General features: G+C 46.1%; 19 protein-coding genes. 7 read left to right on the forward strand and 12 right to left on the reverse strand.

Annotated features, from left to right (window positions below):
• Positions 1 to 6 precede the first annotated feature (6 nt).
• Both A2X74_RS07665 and A2X74_RS07670 read right to left on the reverse strand, forming a co-directional pair.
• Entirely contained in the window at positions 7 to 987 is a 981-nt protein-coding gene (locus tag A2X74_RS07665; protein ID WP_293624185.1) for a DMT family transporter, read from the reverse strand.
• 6 nt (positions 988 to 993) lie between these two features.
• The gene (locus A2X74_RS07670; protein WP_293624183.1) at positions 994 to 1,875 is read right to left on the reverse strand and encodes an NAD(P)H-hydrate dehydratase; all 882 of its coding nucleotides are present in this window, start codon (positions 1,873 to 1,875) and stop codon (positions 994 to 996) included.
• Positions 1,876 to 1,937: 62 nt separating this feature from the next.
• Between A2X74_RS07670 and A2X74_RS07675 the strand changes: the two genes are divergently transcribed.
• Positions 1,938 to 3,353, forward strand: coding sequence for an MBL fold metallo-hydrolase (locus A2X74_RS07675; RefSeq protein WP_293624181.1), 1,416 nt, complete (start codon positions 1,938 to 1,940; stop codon positions 3,351 to 3,353).
• A gap of 3 nt (positions 3,354 to 3,356) precedes the next feature.
• Here the strand turns inward: A2X74_RS07675 and A2X74_RS07680 are convergent, their stop codons facing one another.
• The gene (locus A2X74_RS07680; RefSeq protein ID WP_293624179.1) at positions 3,357 to 4,094 is read right to left on the reverse strand and encodes an ABC transporter substrate-binding protein; all 738 of its coding nucleotides are present in this window, start codon (positions 4,092 to 4,094) and stop codon (positions 3,357 to 3,359) included.
• Between the two features lie 168 nt (positions 4,095 to 4,262).
• Here A2X74_RS07680 and A2X74_RS07685 point away from each other — a divergent pair, with 168 nt between their 5' ends.
• From A2X74_RS07685 to A2X74_RS07695, 3 genes are read left to right on the forward strand one after another with little or no spacing between them, the layout of a single operon-like run.
• The gene (locus tag A2X74_RS07685; protein WP_293624177.1) at positions 4,263 to 5,120 is read left to right on the forward strand and encodes an LOG family protein; all 858 of its coding nucleotides are present in this window, start codon (positions 4,263 to 4,265) and stop codon (positions 5,118 to 5,120) included.
• 38 nt (positions 5,121 to 5,158) lie between these two features.
• A complete protein-coding gene (locus A2X74_RS07690) occupies positions 5,159 to 5,674 on the forward strand; it encodes a hypothetical protein (protein WP_293624175.1) in 516 nt (171 codons plus the stop codon).
• 3 nt (positions 5,675 to 5,677) lie between these two features.
• On the forward strand, positions 5,678 to 6,895 hold the full coding sequence (locus A2X74_RS07695) for an aminoacetone oxidase family FAD-binding enzyme (protein ID WP_293624173.1): 1,218 nt from the start codon (positions 5,678 to 5,680) through the stop codon (positions 6,893 to 6,895).
• A 21-nt stretch (positions 6,896 to 6,916) separates the two neighbouring features.
• On the opposite strand, the gene A2X74_RS07700 is transcribed toward A2X74_RS07695, so the two are convergent.
• Entirely contained in the window at positions 6,917 to 7,306 is a 390-nt protein-coding gene (locus A2X74_RS07700; RefSeq protein ID WP_215301089.1) for a group II truncated hemoglobin, read from the reverse strand.
• A gap of 127 nt (positions 7,307 to 7,433) precedes the next feature.
• Here A2X74_RS07700 and A2X74_RS07705 point away from each other — a divergent pair, with 127 nt between their 5' ends.
• Positions 7,434 to 7,958 carry a phasin family protein gene (locus A2X74_RS07705; RefSeq protein WP_293624171.1) on the forward strand — a complete coding sequence of 175 codons (525 nt, stop codon included), beginning with the start codon at positions 7,434 to 7,436 and terminating at the stop codon, positions 7,956 to 7,958.
• Positions 7,959 to 8,009: 51 nt separating this feature from the next.
• On the opposite strand, the gene A2X74_RS07710 is transcribed toward A2X74_RS07705, so the two are convergent.
• A complete protein-coding gene (locus A2X74_RS07710) occupies positions 8,010 to 8,261 on the reverse strand; it encodes a TIGR02450 family Trp-rich protein (protein ID WP_293624169.1) in 252 nt (83 codons plus the stop codon).
• Between the two features lie 314 nt (positions 8,262 to 8,575).
• Entirely contained in the window at positions 8,576 to 10,159 is a 1,584-nt protein-coding gene (locus tag A2X74_RS07715) for a rhodanese homology domain-containing protein (RefSeq protein ID WP_293624167.1), read from the reverse strand.
• Between the two features lie 330 nt (positions 10,160 to 10,489).
• Between A2X74_RS07715 and A2X74_RS07720 the strand changes: the two genes are divergently transcribed.
• Positions 10,490 to 10,678 (forward strand): hypothetical protein, encoded by a 189-nt coding sequence (locus tag A2X74_RS07720; protein WP_028819023.1) that lies wholly within the window; start codon positions 10,490 to 10,492, stop codon positions 10,676 to 10,678.
• Between the two features lie 57 nt (positions 10,679 to 10,735).
• Here A2X74_RS07720 and A2X74_RS07725 read toward each other — a convergent pair whose 3' ends face one another.
• The 6 genes from A2X74_RS07725 to A2X74_RS07750 form a co-directional block, all read right to left on the reverse strand.
• Complete coding sequence (locus A2X74_RS07725) at positions 10,736 to 11,017, reverse strand: DUF1330 domain-containing protein (RefSeq protein ID WP_293624140.1); 282 nt, start codon at positions 11,015 to 11,017, stop codon at positions 10,736 to 10,738.
• Positions 11,018 to 11,059: 42 nt separating this feature from the next.
• Positions 11,060 to 12,121 (reverse strand): selenide, water dikinase SelD, encoded by a 1,062-nt coding sequence (selD, locus tag A2X74_RS07730; protein ID WP_293624138.1) that lies wholly within the window; start codon positions 12,119 to 12,121, stop codon positions 11,060 to 11,062.
• Positions 12,122 to 12,165: 44 nt separating this feature from the next.
• Positions 12,166 to 13,449: a DEAD/DEAH box helicase gene (locus A2X74_RS07735; RefSeq protein WP_293624136.1), complete on the reverse strand. Its 1,284-nt coding sequence runs from the start codon at positions 13,447 to 13,449 to the stop codon at positions 12,166 to 12,168.
• A gap of 107 nt (positions 13,450 to 13,556) precedes the next feature.
• Complete coding sequence (locus A2X74_RS07740; protein ID WP_293624134.1) at positions 13,557 to 14,147, reverse strand: hypothetical protein; 591 nt, start codon at positions 14,145 to 14,147, stop codon at positions 13,557 to 13,559.
• A gap of 21 nt (positions 14,148 to 14,168) precedes the next feature.
• Positions 14,169 to 14,597, reverse strand: coding sequence for a YbgC/FadM family acyl-CoA thioesterase (locus A2X74_RS07745; protein WP_293624132.1), 429 nt, complete (start codon positions 14,595 to 14,597; stop codon positions 14,169 to 14,171).
• 16 nt (positions 14,598 to 14,613) lie between these two features.
• Entirely contained in the window at positions 14,614 to 15,075 is a 462-nt protein-coding gene (locus A2X74_RS07750; RefSeq protein ID WP_293624130.1) for a GNAT family N-acetyltransferase, read from the reverse strand.
• A 142-nt stretch (positions 15,076 to 15,217) separates the two neighbouring features.
• On the opposite strand from A2X74_RS07750, the gene A2X74_RS07755 reads away from it, so the two are divergent.
• Positions 15,218 to 15,799 carry a hypothetical protein gene (locus A2X74_RS07755; protein ID WP_251371148.1) on the forward strand — a complete coding sequence of 194 codons (582 nt, stop codon included), beginning with the start codon at positions 15,218 to 15,220 and terminating at the stop codon, positions 15,797 to 15,799.
• The last annotated feature ends 145 nt before the right edge of the window (positions 15,800 to 15,944 follow it).

Here is a 15,944-nt window from a genome sequence, read left to right on the forward strand (position 1 = left end):
TAGTAGCTAATTTAAGGGGTCAGATCCCTCAAGGTCTAACGGCTTTGAAGGGTTTGCCCCTTTTGTTTTGCTAGCACCGTCGTTGCGCACTAACAGCCACATCGCCCCCATCACCAAGCTCATCCCAACAAGCTGAATCCAGGTAATCGGCTCGGATAGTACAAGCCAGCCCATAAATAGTGTTGAGACGGGGCCGAGTATTCCGGCTTGAGCAACTAAGGGTGAGCCAATGCGATTGATTGCAATCATGATTAAGAGCATTGGAATGACAGTGCAAAGGCTTGCATTGAGAAGGCTGAGCCAATAAATCTGCTGTACTTGAGTAAAGACCGCGGAAGGATCGTAAATCAGAATTTGAATCACGCTAAGAAGTGCAGAGGCAGAGCTGGCATAGACCACTAAGCGGACGCTACCCACACGCTTTACCATTTCTCCGGAACCAATCATATAGATTGCATAGGAGCATGCGCTAGCAAAGACCAGCAACATGCCCAGCACAGCCATGGCCCCAGTCGAGCTGGCATCCTGGATAAATACTGCAATCACCCCAAGATACCCAACAGCGAGCGCGTACCACTGCAAACGACTAATAGATTTATTTAATACAAAATAAGAAATCAAGAGCACGATGGTTGGAGTGAGGTACAGCACAATTCGCTCTAATCCAACAGAGATGTATTGAAGTCCCAAAAAGTCGAGATAGCTGGAAAGAAAGTAACCCATAAATCCCAGAACAAATATCTTGGCTTGATCTCGCCAGGTGAGGGGGTTCATGACCTGTTTGCGTGAGTGCCACCAAAAAATACCCCAGAAGAGGGGGAGGGCCATCAACATCCGTAAAGCAATCAAAGTCTCTGCATTTGCTCCGTAGCCAAAAGCAAGCTTAATGAGAATCGCTTTCCCGGAAAATAGTACAGAGCCTAAGCCGGCCATTAAGAGGCCGTAAACGTAACGACGGTGTTGAAGAGTTTCTCTAGCGGATTGCATGCAGTTTTATAACAGCTTATTGAGCAGGGTCCGCATCTCGAAAATAACCTCAGTTGGAGTAAGTCCAATAGGACCAATTTGCTGAGCTACCAAACTATCTGCCGCAGATGCATGGAGCTGAACCCCAATACAGCTTGCTTCCCATAAATTGAGATGATGGCGAAGACCTTGAGCGGCAATTGCAGCAATGCTGCCTGTCAGCACATCCCCCATTCCGCCAACAGCCATACCAGGATTGCCTTGCTGGCATTGCATAGCTTCGTGAAGAGGTGAGGCTATGAGTGTATGTTGACCTTTAAGTACAACAATAGAGCTGGTGAGTTTGACGAGATCCGATAAGGCAGTCAAACGATTTGCTTGCACAAGATCGCCTGTCGTATTAAGAAGATGTGCAGCTTCTCCTGGGTGCGGGGTGAGAACGCTCATGCCTGGGTAGGTTTGATTGCGTTCTTTGAGAAGATCTAAATACTCTGGGGTGTCGGCAATTAAATTGAGTGCATCAGCATCAATCACTATGGGTGCTTTTGGGTAGCGCAGTGTGGCAATCAGCCAATCTCTTGCCAGCGCGGAAAATCCGAGTCCAGGACCAATTGCAATGACATCGGGGGCAGTGGTCTCTAGTTGCTCTTTTGCCTCAAAGCTAGCTAAGCGTACCATCAGCTCAGCCTGCTCTGGCATGGCATGAGCAGCCGTTGGATCTAGCATCTCCAAGATGGTCCAGCCAGCTCCTAAGTGAAGCGCCGCACTTCCAGACAACATTAATGCCCCAGCCATGCCAGGCGCACCGCCAACAAGCAGGACTTTGCCAGCATTCCCTTTATGTTCTGAGGGCGCTCGCTTGAGTCGAGTAACGAGCTCGAGAGATCTCAGTTCGGAAGGGGTGTTCATATGAGTAGTATCGCTCTAATAGCTAGCTTAACAATCGATTTTATCGGGAGTATGCTTGAGCTATGAAAATACAATTTCTCGGTGCGGCTGGCGAGGTTACAGGCTCAAGACATTCTGTAGAGGCTACTGTTGGTGGACGAGAAGTCCGGTTCATTGTGGACTTTGGCATGTTTCAGGGTGGGCGCGAGGCTAGCTTTAAGAATCTAGAGCCTTTGCCATTTTCTCCCAAAGAAATTGATTTTATTGTGCTGACTCATGCGCATATTGACCATAGTGGCCTATTGCCTAGACTGTGCGCCCAAGGATTTGCTGGCCCGATCTACTGTACGGATGCCACCTATGAGTTGCTCAAGATTTTGTTACCAGATAGTGCTCACCTTCAGCGCTCTGATGTTGAGCGGGCAGAGCGTAGACAAAAGGCGGGCAAGTGGCGAGGGGATTTGCCGGTAGCGCTCTACTCAATGGAAGAAGCTGAGCTTGCGCTCGGGCAATGTGAAGTGTTGGCATACGGAGAGCGCTTAGAGCTTTGCAAGGGAATTCATTTGGAGTTCCTGAATGCGGGACATATTCTGGGATCAGCGATTGCTTTGATCGACATTACTGAGGATCATACCCAGAAAAAGCGCTGTGTATTTTCTGGGGATATTGGGATGAAGGGTAAATTATTGATGCCTGATCCTGCCAGAATCTCTCAAGCGGACGTGATAGTAGTGGAATCGACTTATGGCGACCGCCTACATAAAACTTTAGCTGATACAGAGGCCGAATTAATTGAAGTAGTGACCAGCACTTTGAGTGCCCATGGAAATATTATTATTCCGGCCTTTGCAGTGGGTCGTACACAGGAGATGCTGTTTCTATTGATCGACTTGGTGAAGCGCAATTTATTACCCCATCTGAGTATTTGGGTGGATTCACCGATGGCAACTGCAGCCACTCATTTGACTCAACGTTTTTTCGCTCAACTAGATAAAGAGTCTCAATCTACTTTTGAATGGTTCAAGAAGAATCCTAGCGCAGTCGATCTGAGATTCATTGCGGATGTAGAGGAGTCTAAGGCGCTCAATAAGATTAAGGGTGGTGCGATCATTATTTCAGCAAGTGGTATGTGTGATGCAGGTCGTATCGTTCATCACCTGCAGAATAATTTGCCACGGGCACAAAATGCGATCGTGATTACTGGCTTTCAGGCCTATGGCAGCTTGGGTCGTCGCTTAGTAGATAGGGCGGCTAAAGTGCGACTCTTCGGCGAAGAGGTTCAAGTTCGCGCATCTATTCATACGATTGGCGGCTTATCAGCCCACGCTGATCAAGCCGGCTTACTAGATTGGCTGCGTGGCTTTGAGTCTGCGCCTAAATCCGTATTTGTGGTGCACGGTGAACCAGAGGCTTCGGCCGTTTTGGCTCAGGCTATTCGTGACGAACTGGAGTGGAAAAACGTGATTATTCCGGAGCGTCTACACACCTATTCTTGTTGAGGATTATTCAGCTACTTTGGCACCCTGAACTTGGTGTCGCAACATGGCCTCTGCGATAAATCCTGAAGTCTTAAGCTCTTGAATCTCGCCACTAAGGTAGGCATTGGTTTTTTCAAAATCAATACGTGCCTTAGGAATGCCGATGGCCTGATTAATCACCATAAATCGACCGGGCAGCATGCGTAAACCATCGTAGCGCAGCGCATCGCTTTCTAGTTGTTGCTTAACTCCAGCGGCAACATTTCCAATGCCGCGCATAAAGTCATCCACAACAGCTTGAGAATTAGCAGAACGTAGCAGACTAGCGTGTTTGATTTCTCGAGTGAGGTAAAGATCATATGCGCTACCTTTGCCAACAACAATTTCATTGCCTGCTGCATCTACATCTTCATTCTTTGTGAGTGGCGAAGAGTCCTTCACGATATAAGCACCCTCAATCTGAATATAGGCCGGGGTGTAGCTGATATCAGCCCCACGAACCGGATCGATCGCTACAAATACCAAATCCACCTCGTCCGATTTAACTGCCTCAACAGTAGCCCCCGCCATTGGATAGCAGGTAAAAGTAATCGGCAGTTGTAGCTTATTGGCAATGTAATTTGCTATATCCACAGTAATCCCTTTGGGGGCCCCTGTGTTGCCATCTAAGCTAGCCAAAAGAGGGTTACCCAAATTAATACCCACCCTTAAGGTGCCAGTTGGAACAAAAGAGCTCAGTAGGGAAGGGTTGAGTGTATTCATATGGAAACTGGGAAAAAGTGAACAAAAAGCTATGGCAAACCGCGCCTGATTTCTTCTCATATTAAGGTTTCTAGAGCTGATAGTAAATTGGAATTAGCCCTGAAAATCAATCAATGCAATATTCTAGGTAGTATTACTATTTCTGATGCCGTATCTAGAGTTCCAAATATGAGCCCAACACTCCCTATCAATAACTCTCAAACCATCACTGATTTTCTGAATCTTCAGAAAAGTCAGTTAGAGGAAAAGAGCTCCGAAGACTCTTATCGATTTGCTTTTGATGACCAGGCTTTTTTATCTCGTCGTGAAACCTTAGGTTTACGCTTTCAGCTGGAGTTATTAAAGCCAGAAATCTTATTGCATGAGCGAGGCATTGAGCACACGATTACTGTATTTGGTTCCACTCGTTTTATCAGTTGCGAAAAAGCGCGAGAACTAGAGAAGAATGCTAAAACTCCAGAGGCTGTAGCCGAAGCTAAAAGGGCATTACTGCATTGCAAGTACTACGATTCAGCAAGGGAGTTTGGAGCACTTGTTGCTGGCTATAACGCTACTCAATCTGAGAATCGCAATAAGCTACACATTGCTACCGGTGGCGGACCTGGAATTATGGAGGCTGCCAATCGCGGTGCTTTTGAGGCGGGGGACGAGACCATTGGTTTTAATATCAGCTTACCGCGAGAGCAGCATCCTAATCCCTACATCACACCCGGTTTAAGTTTCCGGTTTCATTATTTTGCTATTCGTAAGATGCACTTCATGCTCAGGGCGAGGGCAATTGTGGCTTATCCAGGAGGCTTTGGCTCTTTCGATGAACTCTTTGAGGTGCTCACCCTAATGCAGACTAAGAAGGTGGAGCGATTTCCGATCATCTTGGTAGGTAAGACATTCTGGCATGAGGTGATTAACTTCAAGCAGATGCTTGAGCATGGGGTGATTGAACAGGCGGATGTGGATTTAATCCACTTTGTTGAGACTGCTCAAGAGGCTTGGACCATTATTCGAGACTGGTATCAGTTGGCCTAGCGGGTTCAAGAGAACTGTAAAATACGATCATAGATACCATGACTATTCCCAATACTGCATCCCTGAGCTCCGAACTAGACCTACCGGCCTATTTATTTGGTATTGCTATGCTTTTAGTGGTGATGTTGGTGCATGGACTTGCCTTGCTCCAAATTGCGAAACGCTATGAGGTGAAATCATTTCTATATCTTTCAGAGCAGAAATACTCTTCAGTGGCAATTGTGTTTTATATCAGCGTCCTCTGTTTATTTCTCACACACATCTTTGAAATCGTTCTTTGGGGGATTGCTCTTAGAGCATTTGATCTCTTGCCAAATTTGGGTGAGAGTATTTTATTTAGTGGCAGCACCTATACCGCCATGGGTTTTATGGATGATCTTCTACCAAGAGGTTGGAAGATGCTGGCGATCATCATTGCATTCTCTGGGATGTTTGCCTTTGCCTGGACTGCTTCCGTCATGATTTCCATGACCAAGAACTTCCGCCAGGCCTATACCCGTTTGCATATGCAAAAGCTGAACTTGCCAGCTGATGTTATTGAGCGCTTTAAGTAATTCATGAGCAAATCTTGGGATGCCATCATCATCGGTGGTGGTGCAGCTGGACTATTCTGTGCTGGAGTTGCTGGCCAGTTAGGCAAAAAAGTCTTAGTGCTAGACCATGCGGATGTCTTATGTGAAAAAATTCGTATCAGTGGCGGAGGACGATGCAACTTTACCAATCTCCACAGCAGTCCAGCTAATTTCCTCTCCTTAAATCCCCACTTTGTAAAAAGCGCTTTATCTCGCTATCCCGCAAGCGAATTTATTAAGCTCGTACAGTCATACCGAATTGCTTATCACGAGAAGCATCAAGGGCAATTGTTTTGTGATGACTCTGCTAAACAAATCATTGAGATGCTGTTGAGTGAGTGTGCCAAAGGAGGGGTGGATATTCGTCATCCAGTCACGGTACAGTCGATTTCTCATGAGGCAGGGATATGGAGCGTTAAAACCAATGCCGGCACTGAGCGCGCGCGTTCTGTGGTCATGGCAACAGGGGGTCTCCCAGTTCCTGCAATAGGGGCTACGGCATATTCTTTAGATATCGCTAAGCAGTTCGGATTAAATGTTGTTCATCCACGCCCTGCATTAGTACCCCTCTCTTTTACCTCTGGAGAATTTGATCATTTAATGGCCTTATCCGGCCTCAGTTTGCCGGTTCGTATTGCCGCAGGATCAAAGGGTAATCGTTATGGTGCATGCCGCTTCAACGAAGACTTGCTCTTGACTCACAAAGGCCTTTCGGGCCCGGCAGTCCTGCAAGCCAGCAGCTACTGGACTGAGGGTGAAGTTATTCATATTGATTGGTTGGGTGCAGTCGAGGTCAATGGGGGCTTCAGTTGCGATGAATTATTTAATGACGAAGATAATCGACTTAAGTTGACTGAAAATATCTTAGCTTCAGTCATGCCACTACGTTTAGCAAAGGCATTTGCAGAACAAAAAAACCTCTTGGGTAAGAAATGGGCTGAGGTCTCCAAAAAAGATAGGCAAGCCCTCAAAGAACTGATTACTAATTGGTCAGTAAAGCCGGCAGGAACCCTGGGGTGGAAAAAAGCAGAAGTGATGTTGGGTGGCGTAGATACTAAAGAGCTAGATGGTCAGACTTTAATGGCTCGTAAGCACCCAGGCTTGTATTTCATTGGGGAGTGCGTTGATGTGACCGGCCACCTTGGAGGACACAACTTTCAATGGGCTTGGGCTAGTGGTTTTGCCTGCGCACATTCCATCTAGATCAAGCTACCAAGCAGTGAATTAGTTTGCTTGGTTTCTCATCCAGTCAGCAGTATTGAAAAAAGATTCCTCAAGCTGTGCGCCAATCTGACCATCAATTCCGCAATCTTCCATAGCCCGATACATACAGGCCAGCCATTGATTGCGCTCTTTTAGGCCGATCTTAAAGGGTAGGTGCCTAGCACGTAGCATGGGGTGACCATACTTCGGGGAGTAAACATCTGGACCGCCTAACCATCCCGATAAAAATAGTTTGAGCTTGTCTCTGGAGCTCGATAGATCTTCGGAGTGCATGGCCCTTAACTCGGCGAAAGGCTCCTCTAGTGCCATCAAGTCATAGAAGCGGTCAACTAGCTCCTCAACCTTTGCCGCACCACCAATAATCTCGTAAGGGTTTTTTCTTTCGCTCATACCCCAATTTTAATGCCAATTTAATGCTAATAAAGGGGGAGAATTGGCAAGTTCCAATTTTGGGTATAGAGTGGAAGTATGGGTTTTTGATGGCTCACCGCTCTAATTTAACTAAGGGAGAAATGTAATGGATAAGAAAGACATTCAAGCATGGCAACAAGAAAAGGCAAAGGAGTTATTTGATTACTCCCATAAATTATTGGATGCCGCAAAAGATCTCAGTGCGCACCATCTTGAGGAAATCCAGTGGGGCATGAAAAATGCGATGGAGAGTGCTAAGTCGGCCGCAAAAAATGATCTTGTTAAGCTAAAAGAGCTCCAGGAATCTGCTGCAAAAGAAGCTGCTAAGCGCGCAACTGTTTATCAGAAAAAGGTTAAGTCCGTTCTGAAAGATATTGGCGATGATGCAGCTGATGGAACTGAGAAGCATCTTGAAAAAGTTCGTAGCTCTTTAGTAAGCTGGCTTGAAGATGTTGAAGATAAAATTCCAGGTCATGCTGATAAGTTATCTAAGGTAGTTCATGATATGTCGACTGCAGGTCAAAAGATGTTTAAAGAAGGTCGAAAAATTGTGAACCAAGTCGCAGATGCTGCTGAGAAAAACATTGAGGATCTCAGAAATTCTTCTCCTAGTAAGAAGAAATCAAAGTAAGTATTTTTTAGTGAGTTGCTAACAAAAAGCCGTCATTCATTGACGGCTTTTTTACACCCAACCTTGAAGCCAGACCCCGTTTGCCTTCAGGTCTCGCCATGGAATGATTTGCACGCTTTTGTCAAAGACGGCTTCTAGCTCCACGAATTCAATTGGCGCTTCCGCTAGCTCAGGAATGATGACTTTGCTAACGAGAAAGTGTTTGCGCTTATTAATGGGTTTAACTGCCGTCCATTTAGTCAGGAGCAGCTTCTTTGGATTGAGTGAGTTTTGATTCTTAGAGGGCATTGCACTGAAATTCATTGGCATTGCTAATTAATTTACCCGAGCTGGGTATAAAGCTATTGCTAGAGCTTTGGGTTTGAGCGGGACACTTCACATCAAAATAGCTCACGGGCCCCAAGCTGCCACAGTAATCTAGCTGACGATCCTGAAACTGCATTTGAGCCTTCTTAAGAACCATTGGGTATTTGGATCTGGCGCTATCGATGCACGACCAGGTGGTATAGGTTTCTCTCTCACAGGCTAAAAGACCTATAGACAGGATTACAAGGGCAATTGTTTTATACATAAGGCATTCTAAGTTGGCGGCACTGAACCAGCGCCACCAATATGAACTACAGAACCCAGAAGTGGTGCGTACCATCCTTGCCCAGCTGTTCAACCAAACCATACTCCCAATCTAGATAAGCCTGCATTGCTGCTGGATCGACGCTAGTGCCTTCGTATGGGCGCTTATAGCGGTCAAGCGGGGGTGACGCTAGGTGGGTGGGGCCTTTTTCAATAGTTAAGCCTGCATCAATCCAGGCTTTGTTACCACCAGCAAGAACAAAAACTGCTGATCCTGTTAGCGCCTGTATTTCATTTGCGGCAAAGATGGCAAGTTCACCCGTTGTGCTCGTGAGAACGAGGCGATTTGCTGATGGCAGATTCTTCATTGCGTTTGAAAACTGTGAGCGAAGTGCAAACCAGCTTCCAGGGATATGACCTTTTACATAATTGGCATGAGTGCTCAAATCTATGCAGATAGTTGCGCTATCATTCTCGAGCCATGATGAGGCTGTTTTGGCATCCACTGTTTGAATCTGAGGTGTGCTTGGTAGAGCAGGGGTCCAAGCGCCTTTTTCAGTGAGGTCTGCAGCTTTAATGTCATCAATGACGTAGACATCCCAAGCCATTTGGGCGAGCCATGAGGCAGGCATATTGGCTCGAACACCACCTGGGTCCGATAGTACGATGCGTGCGCCGCGAACGGGTGCCACCATCTCTGTTTCTTGTACCAGTTGTCCGCCGGGTGTGGAGCGGAAGCCAGGCAGATGACCCGCTTCATATTCTTCAGGAGTCCTTGGATCAAAGAAATAGGTGGTTCGTTCCGCCTGAGATTTCCACTGCGCAATATCTGCAAGTTTTACTCGCTTTACCCCAGCTTGATCTGCAACGCTACGTGCGCGTTTTGCGGCTTCAGTAGCAGTGCCTTCGCTTACCTCTTTGAATTTGCGACTTTGTCCTTTGTCTAGCTCTTGTCCAGCTAAGGTCCAGCCAATCGTGCCATTACGTAAAGCATTGACCTCGTTGGGGATGCCAGCATTAATCAGGGATTGTGTGCCGATAATGCTGCGTGTTCTTCCTGCACAGTTCACGATGATCTTGGTCTTTGGGTTGGGCGCAATTTCAGAAATGCGTAATACCAATTCAGCGCCAGGTACGCTAATGCCCGTCGGGATGCTCATGGTGTTGTATTCATCAAAGCGACGTACGTCTACCACCACAACATCCTCTTGATCATCAATCAGTTTCTTCACTTCTTGCGCAGACAAAGAGGGGGTATGTCTTTTGGATTCCACGAATTCACCAAAAGATTTGCTTGGAACATTCACATCCTTAAATACTTCTCCGCCAGCTGCTTTCCAAGCTGGGATCCCGCCTTTAAAAACGGAAACATCTACGTAACCGAGTTCAGAGAGTCTTTGTGCTGCTAACTCTGCAGCACCCTCGCCATCATCGAGCGTGACGATGGGGACATCTTTTCTGGGGAGTTTGCTAAACGCATCGACTTCAAGACGTGACAGCGGAAAGTTGGCCGCAAACAAGGGATGCTCTTGAGCATGGGGATCTTCTTCACGAATATCGAGCAGTGCAACTTCTTCTTTTTTAAGTAGCTTATTTCGAACAAATGCGTAGTCTTGATATTTGATGGACATGGGTTTCTCTCTCTATTTTTTGTTTATACCAGCGAGATTTCCTGCGGGAAGCGGGAAATCGTATTGCTACCTCACTCCGTTGCTGAATTCTTAGATGCTGAGGCCGCCCCTGAGGGAGGGTGCCATAAGCAGGGTTTTTAGCCCGAAAAAAGGGGTATTGATGATTTTCACGTGTGTCTCCGTTAGTTTTTTATTATTTTTTCTATTTTGTAGGATTTATAACATCTAAGAGTTATCCCTGATATCACCGATGAAATCCTGTGGTTTTTATAGGGATATACTAATTCCGAGCTGGTTACTCACACATTGAACGGATATATAGGAGACAAGATGTCACAACACGATACATTGTTAGCTGCTTTCGAAACTTATAAAGCAGAAAACGAAAAGTTTATTGAAAAGGGCATCAAGGCATCCGCTGCGCGTGCTCGTAAAGCTTTGCAAGAAATTGCTGGAGCATGCAAAGAGCGTCGTAAAGAAATTACGGCCGCTAAAGAAGCGATGGAAGCGAAGAAGTAATTCTTCTTTCTCCGAATTAAATTCTGCCTAGCCCGCAAAAGGAGCTGGGCTTTATTTTTATGTGCTGACAGAAAATAATGTCAGCTTCATGGCTTTATTTCTAACTGGTAGCAAGCTTTGATATTCAGGGCTGCTAGCCCAAGCTTCTGACGCTGCCAGACTTGGAAACTCTAGCTCCACAAATGCGCTAAACGAATCGCACTCCAATTCATTCCAGAGGAATGAATTAAATGATCCTCGACTTGCAATTTTTCCTTGATATAGAGCTACCGTATCGCCTACTTGAGACCGATATTCCTCAAATGCCTCTGGGTCATTTACCTGAATGAGGCCAATCACCTTAATCCCCATGCCATCCCCCGAAAAAATAAATCAAGTTTATTAGAGCAGTACCTCTAGAGATTGATTTTGCTTGCTGGTCATTTTTCCAATGACGCAAGCGCTAGTAAAGCCATGCTGTTTAAAGATCTCTATCACAGCGCTCACGGCATCTGCGCCACAAGAAACCAATAGGCCGCCACTAGTTTGAGGATCGGTGAGAAGCGCTTGTTGTGCGGGGCTAAATTGTTTTGGTAAATGAACTTGTGAGCCGTAGCTTTGCCAGTTGCGATCAGATGCACCCGTAATGACGCCTTGATCAGCTAGATCCTGAACATGAGAAAGCAGGGGTACTTGTTGCCAGTCAATTTGTGCAGTCAGTTTGGAGGCGCGAGCCAATTCCAAAGTGTGGCCTGCTAGACCAAAACCGGTCACATCGGTTAAGGCATGTACGCCAGCCAGTTTGGCTAGGTCTGGACCAGCAGAATTTAACTTAGTTGTGTTGGCGATCATCTCTTGATAGCCTGCATCATCCAGAAGATCTTTCTTGAGGGCGGCAGATAGGATGCCTACGCCTAATGGTTTGCCTAAAATGAGTACATCATCAGCCTGAGCAGCAGCATTACTCTTCACGAGTTTGGGGTCAACAATACCGATAGCAACTAAGCCATAAATGGGCTCAACCGAATCAATCGTGTGACCGCCGGCAATCGGAATACCTGCAGATCTACAAGCCTCAGCACCGCCTTCTAAGATTCGTGCAATGGTTGCATTTGATAGCACTTTAATTGGCATGCCCACAAGTGCTAAGGCAAATATTGGAGTGCCACCCATTGCATAAATATCGCTGATGGCATTCGTGGCAGCAATCTTGCCAAAATCAAATGGATCATCCACTATCGGCATAAAGAAATCTGTTGTGGCAACAATCGCTTGAGACTCATTGATTTGATATACGGCGGCATCATCTGAGGTCTCAATACCAATCAAGAGCTCTTTCGGAAACGGTAGTTGTGGAACGCTTTTCAGAATCTCTGAGAGAACTCCAGGGGCGATCTTGCAGCCACAGCCACCGCCATGGGAGAGAGAAGTTAAGCGAGGTTCCTGAGAGTGTTGGATATTCATATCAATTAACTATCTGTATTCATACTTGCAATATTAGCGGAGATTTAGCGATTAAAACTTCGCTTTGGCGGGTTACTCCGTTTTGCCGCAGGTTTGCCTCCGCCATTGCCGCCACCAGCATTACCTGGTCTAGGCTTGCGAGATTGTTGGTGCTGTTGGCTTCGTAATTGGATTGGTTGCGCCACGGCATTGGGATCCGGTTCAAATCCAGTAATCACTTCTTGCGGTAGTTTTTGTTTGATAAGCTTTTCAATATCGCGGAGCATTTGATGTTCATCAACGCAGACCAAGGAGACGGCAACGCCATTGGATCCCGCTCTACCGGTTCTACCGATGCGGTGAACGTAATCTTCGGAGACGTTGGGCAAGTCATAGTTCACAACATGGGGCAATTGATCGATATCGATGCCGCGCGCGGCAATATCGGTAGCCACTAAGACGGTGATTTTTCCATCCTTAAATTCTGCTAAGGCTTTAGTGCGAGCGCTTTGACTCTTATTGCCATGAATCGCCATGGCAGTGATGCCATCTTTTTCCAACTGGGTCACTAATTTATTGGCACCATGTTTGGTACGAGTAAATACCAGCACTTGTTGCCACTGATTGGACTTAATCAAATGCGCCAATAAAGGATGCTTTTGATTTCTATCTACTGGGTGAATGAGTTGAGCAATTGCTTCATTAGTGCTATTGCTACGTGCCACTTCAATTAAGGCTGGTGAATTGAGCAAGCCATCCGCCAAAGCTTTGATCTCGGTAGAGAAGGTGGCTGAAAACAATAAGTTCTGACGTTGCTTTGGTAGTGCAGCCAAAATCTTTTTAATGTCACGCAAGAAGCCCATATCCAGCATGCGATCGGCTTCGTCCAGAACGAGGATTTCAATATTGGCAAGTGAAACACAGTTTTGCGACATTAAATCAAGTAGGCGACCTGGTGTTGCCACCAAAATATCTAAGCCAGCTGCAATAGCCTTGATTTGAGGATTTGCGCCGACACCGCCAAAGATGACGGTGGATTTTAGGCCAGTGTACTTACCGTAAGTCACAACAGACTCTTGAACTTGAGCAGCTAACTCGCGAGTAGGAGTCAGAATCAATACGCGTAATTGACGTTTGCCTCCAGCTTTGGCGGTACTACTTAAGCGCTGCAAAATTGGCAGGGTAAAGCCCGCAGTTTTGCCAGTGCCGGTTTGGGCTGCTGCAAGTAAATCCCCACCCTTTAATACTGCAGGAATGGATTTTTCTTGAATGGGGGTAGGGCTGGTATAGCCTTCCTCGCTAATAGCGCGAAGAATGGATTCTGATAAACCAAGATCTGTAAATAACATAGGGGCCAAATAAATATTGACCCGTATTCAATTAAACGACTATCCCGGTCAATGGGGTGAGCTGCCACACTTACAGTGTTTGCAGAAAGAGCATCTATTTTAAGCTATCAAACCCGATTGCTTGCCGTATTCCAAAGATTGGGCGTTACAGAATTCGCATATCCTGAGATAAACAATTTTTCTGCACCTGTAGTTGGGTCAAATACTGCTCGCTCAATGCGCCCAATATTTCCGCCATAGACATGAATGCTGATTGAGGTTTGATCGCTTAAGGCATTCTCGACCACGTGAATATCATGTGTATTGGGAGATACGGTAGCAACTTGACCTGGCTGGCAAAGGAATGACTCATCTGCTTTATAGCTGCCATCAGTCTGTTGGTGATAGTCAGCACTGCGTTCTTGCCCTCGGAGCTGTCCAACCATGCCCCAAACGGTATGGTTATGTAATGGTGTTTTTTGACCGGGGCCCCAAACAAAGCTGACTACTGAAAAGCGATCGAGTGGATCCGCATAGAGAAGGTACTGTTGGTAGTACTGGGGATGGGCTTTGCAAAATTCCTCCGGTAGCCAGTCATCTACGGCAACTAAATTCTCCAAGAGCACTTTTCCTTTGGAGAAAATAATCTCTTCACTGGGCTTGGTCTCTAGTAGAGTCGCCAGCTCTTTAACGAAAGTCAGTAACTTGCCTTCTTGCATATATGCTCCAGGATTGAGGTACTACTGATTAGCTGAAAACAGCCAATCAGGAAAGCCCTTCGGTTTGAGGGTAGTGGTATCAACGCAGACAATATGTAGAACTGCGCTGGCAATCAACTCGGGTTCCATGCCTTCCACAATGCGTTTTGCGGTTTGTTTGACAGCAATTTGAGTGCGGCCGCGATGTTCAATCACTTGGTCAATGCTGAGGAGGTCATCTAAGCGCCCCGGCCGATGAAAATTCATGGTGATTTCTCGAACTGGGAGAACAATGCCGAACTCATTGACTAGTTTTGTTGGGCTTAGACCTCTTTGTTGGAGCCACTCCGAGCGACTTCTCTCAAAAATCTCTAAATAGCGAGCGTGATACACAAATCCGGCTGCATCGGTATCTGAGTAGCAAACACGAAAGAGGAAGGGTGGGTTGGTTGGATGGGTGGGTTGGGTCATGATCAATAAGATACCTTTAGATATTGAGAATCATATCGCGATGTGCGATGCCTGCCTCGTCGTAAATATCACCTTGTGCAATAAACCCAAACTGCTCATAAAAAGGAATAGCGGATAACTGGGCATGGAGCTCAATTTTCATCATCTTTTGAGATGCTGCCTCTTGCAGGAGGACTCTAAGGAGTCGGGCCCCAATTCCACCCCTGCGGTATGTAGCTAGTACCGCCATTCGCCCAATTCTTCCAATATTGTCAGGCATTGTGACTAGACGGGCAGTGCCAATGGCTTGCGAGTCAAGGTAGGCAAGGGCATGTATTGCTAGCGGATCAAATTCATCTAGCTCCATATCCTCTGGAACCCCTTGCTCCTCTATAAATACGCGCCTCCTAATTGCATAGGCCTCGTTCTTAGCTTCTTGCCAGGGTTTAATCAAGATCACGCGCTGTCTCTTTGCTATATCTGTAGGTGAATAGCTCATTAAACATCTAATGTGGCAAATTGCACTCATTTAAGCTTTAAATATTAGCTCTAAGGCTTATAAGCATGTCACTTCATGGTTAAAATGGATCGGTGGTGCCAGACGCTTGGCGCCCCTCACAAACCTTTATCTAGGAGTTATTTTGAAGAAATCTTTATTGGCTACATTAGTTGCCTCACTCGGTTTAGTAGTTGCAAGTTCAGCATTTGCTCAAGCTCCTGCAAAAATGTTGCCTTTGGCAGCTGAAGCGGTTGTATTGACTGCTACTGTTGATTCAGTGGACGTAAAGAAACGTATCGTTGTTCTCAAGGATGCAAACGGTAACTTAGCTCAAATGAACGTATCTAAACAAGTAAATGATTTAGATAAAGTGAAAAAGGGCGATATGTTTGTTGTTGAGCATGCTCAAGCGATTGCAGTTGGTTTGGTTGCTGCCCCTAAGGGTGCTAAGCCAGGCGTTTCTGGTGTTCGCTCAGTGGTAGTGGCAGGCAAGGGTTCTGCTAAGCCATTTGAAGAAACGACTGATACTGTTTATGCCACAGTGAAGATCAGCACAATCGATGCAAAAACTCGTGTTGTCACTTTCACACTGCCATCAGGTGAGAAGCAAAAAGTGAAGGTTGATCAAAGCGTGTTAGGTCTTGAGAAATTCAAGGCTGGTGATGACGTTATGGTTGAGTTCGTTGATGACACAGCTATTGGCTTTGTAACACCAAAGAAATAAGCATTTAAAACTCATTCAGCATGAATCATGCTGGAGCAGTAAAGAAAAAGGCCCGCTATTGAACTGACCCACAAAAGTTGGACACCCAATCCAACTCAAAAGGGTCAGTCTCATGTCCAAATACAGCAAAGAGCTCAAGCTAGCA

Origin of the sequence: Polynucleobacter sp. GWA2_45_21 (genome assembly GCF_001830325.1) — a bacterium.
In the GTDB taxonomy this organism is placed as follows: domain Bacteria; phylum Pseudomonadota; class Gammaproteobacteria; order Burkholderiales; family Burkholderiaceae; genus Polynucleobacter.

Coding starts and splice junctions, on each gene's coding strand:
- A2X74_RS07695 (WP_293624173.1), top strand. CDS start 5,678: ATGAGCAAATCTTGGGATGCCATCATCATCGGTGGTGGTGCAGCTGGA.
- A2X74_RS07735 (WP_293624136.1), bottom strand. CDS start 13,449: ATGTTATTTACAGATCTTGGTTTATCAGAATCCATTCTTCGCGCTATT.
- A2X74_RS07705 (WP_293624171.1), top strand. CDS start 7,434: ATGGATAAGAAAGACATTCAAGCATGGCAACAAGAAAAGGCAAAGGAG.
- A2X74_RS07715 (WP_293624167.1), bottom strand. CDS start 10,159: ATGTCCATCAAATATCAAGACTACGCATTTGTTCGAAATAAGCTACTT.
- A2X74_RS07670 (WP_293624183.1), bottom strand. CDS start 1,875: ATGAACACCCCTTCCGAACTGAGATCTCTCGAGCTCGTTACTCGACTC.
- selD (WP_293624138.1), bottom strand. CDS start 12,121: ATGAATATCCAACACTCTCAGGAACCTCGCTTAACTTCTCTCTCCCAT.
- A2X74_RS07680 (WP_293624179.1), bottom strand. CDS start 4,094: ATGAATACACTCAACCCTTCCCTACTGAGCTCTTTTGTTCCAACTGGC.
- A2X74_RS07665 (WP_293624185.1), bottom strand. CDS start 987: ATGCAATCCGCTAGAGAAACTCTTCAACACCGTCGTTACGTTTACGGC.
- A2X74_RS07690 (WP_293624175.1), top strand. CDS start 5,159: ATGACTATTCCCAATACTGCATCCCTGAGCTCCGAACTAGACCTACCG.
- A2X74_RS07750 (WP_293624130.1), bottom strand. CDS start 15,075: ATGAGCTATTCACCTACAGATATAGCAAAGAGACAGCGCGTGATCTTG.
- A2X74_RS07720 (WP_028819023.1), top strand. CDS start 10,490: ATGTCACAACACGATACATTGTTAGCTGCTTTCGAAACTTATAAAGCA.
- A2X74_RS07740 (WP_293624134.1), bottom strand. CDS start 14,147: ATGCAAGAAGGCAAGTTACTGACTTTCGTTAAAGAGCTGGCGACTCTA.
- A2X74_RS07745 (WP_293624132.1), bottom strand. CDS start 14,597: ATGACCCAACCCACCCATCCAACCAACCCACCCTTCCTCTTTCGTGTT.
- A2X74_RS07675 (WP_293624181.1), top strand. CDS start 1,938: ATGAAAATACAATTTCTCGGTGCGGCTGGCGAGGTTACAGGCTCAAGA.
- A2X74_RS07700 (WP_215301089.1), bottom strand. CDS start 7,306: ATGAGCGAAAGAAAAAACCCTTACGAGATTATTGGTGGTGCGGCAAAG.
- A2X74_RS07710 (WP_293624169.1), bottom strand. CDS start 8,261: ATGAATTTCAGTGCAATGCCCTCTAAGAATCAAAACTCACTCAATCCA.
- A2X74_RS07685 (WP_293624177.1), top strand. CDS start 4,263: ATGAGCCCAACACTCCCTATCAATAACTCTCAAACCATCACTGATTTT.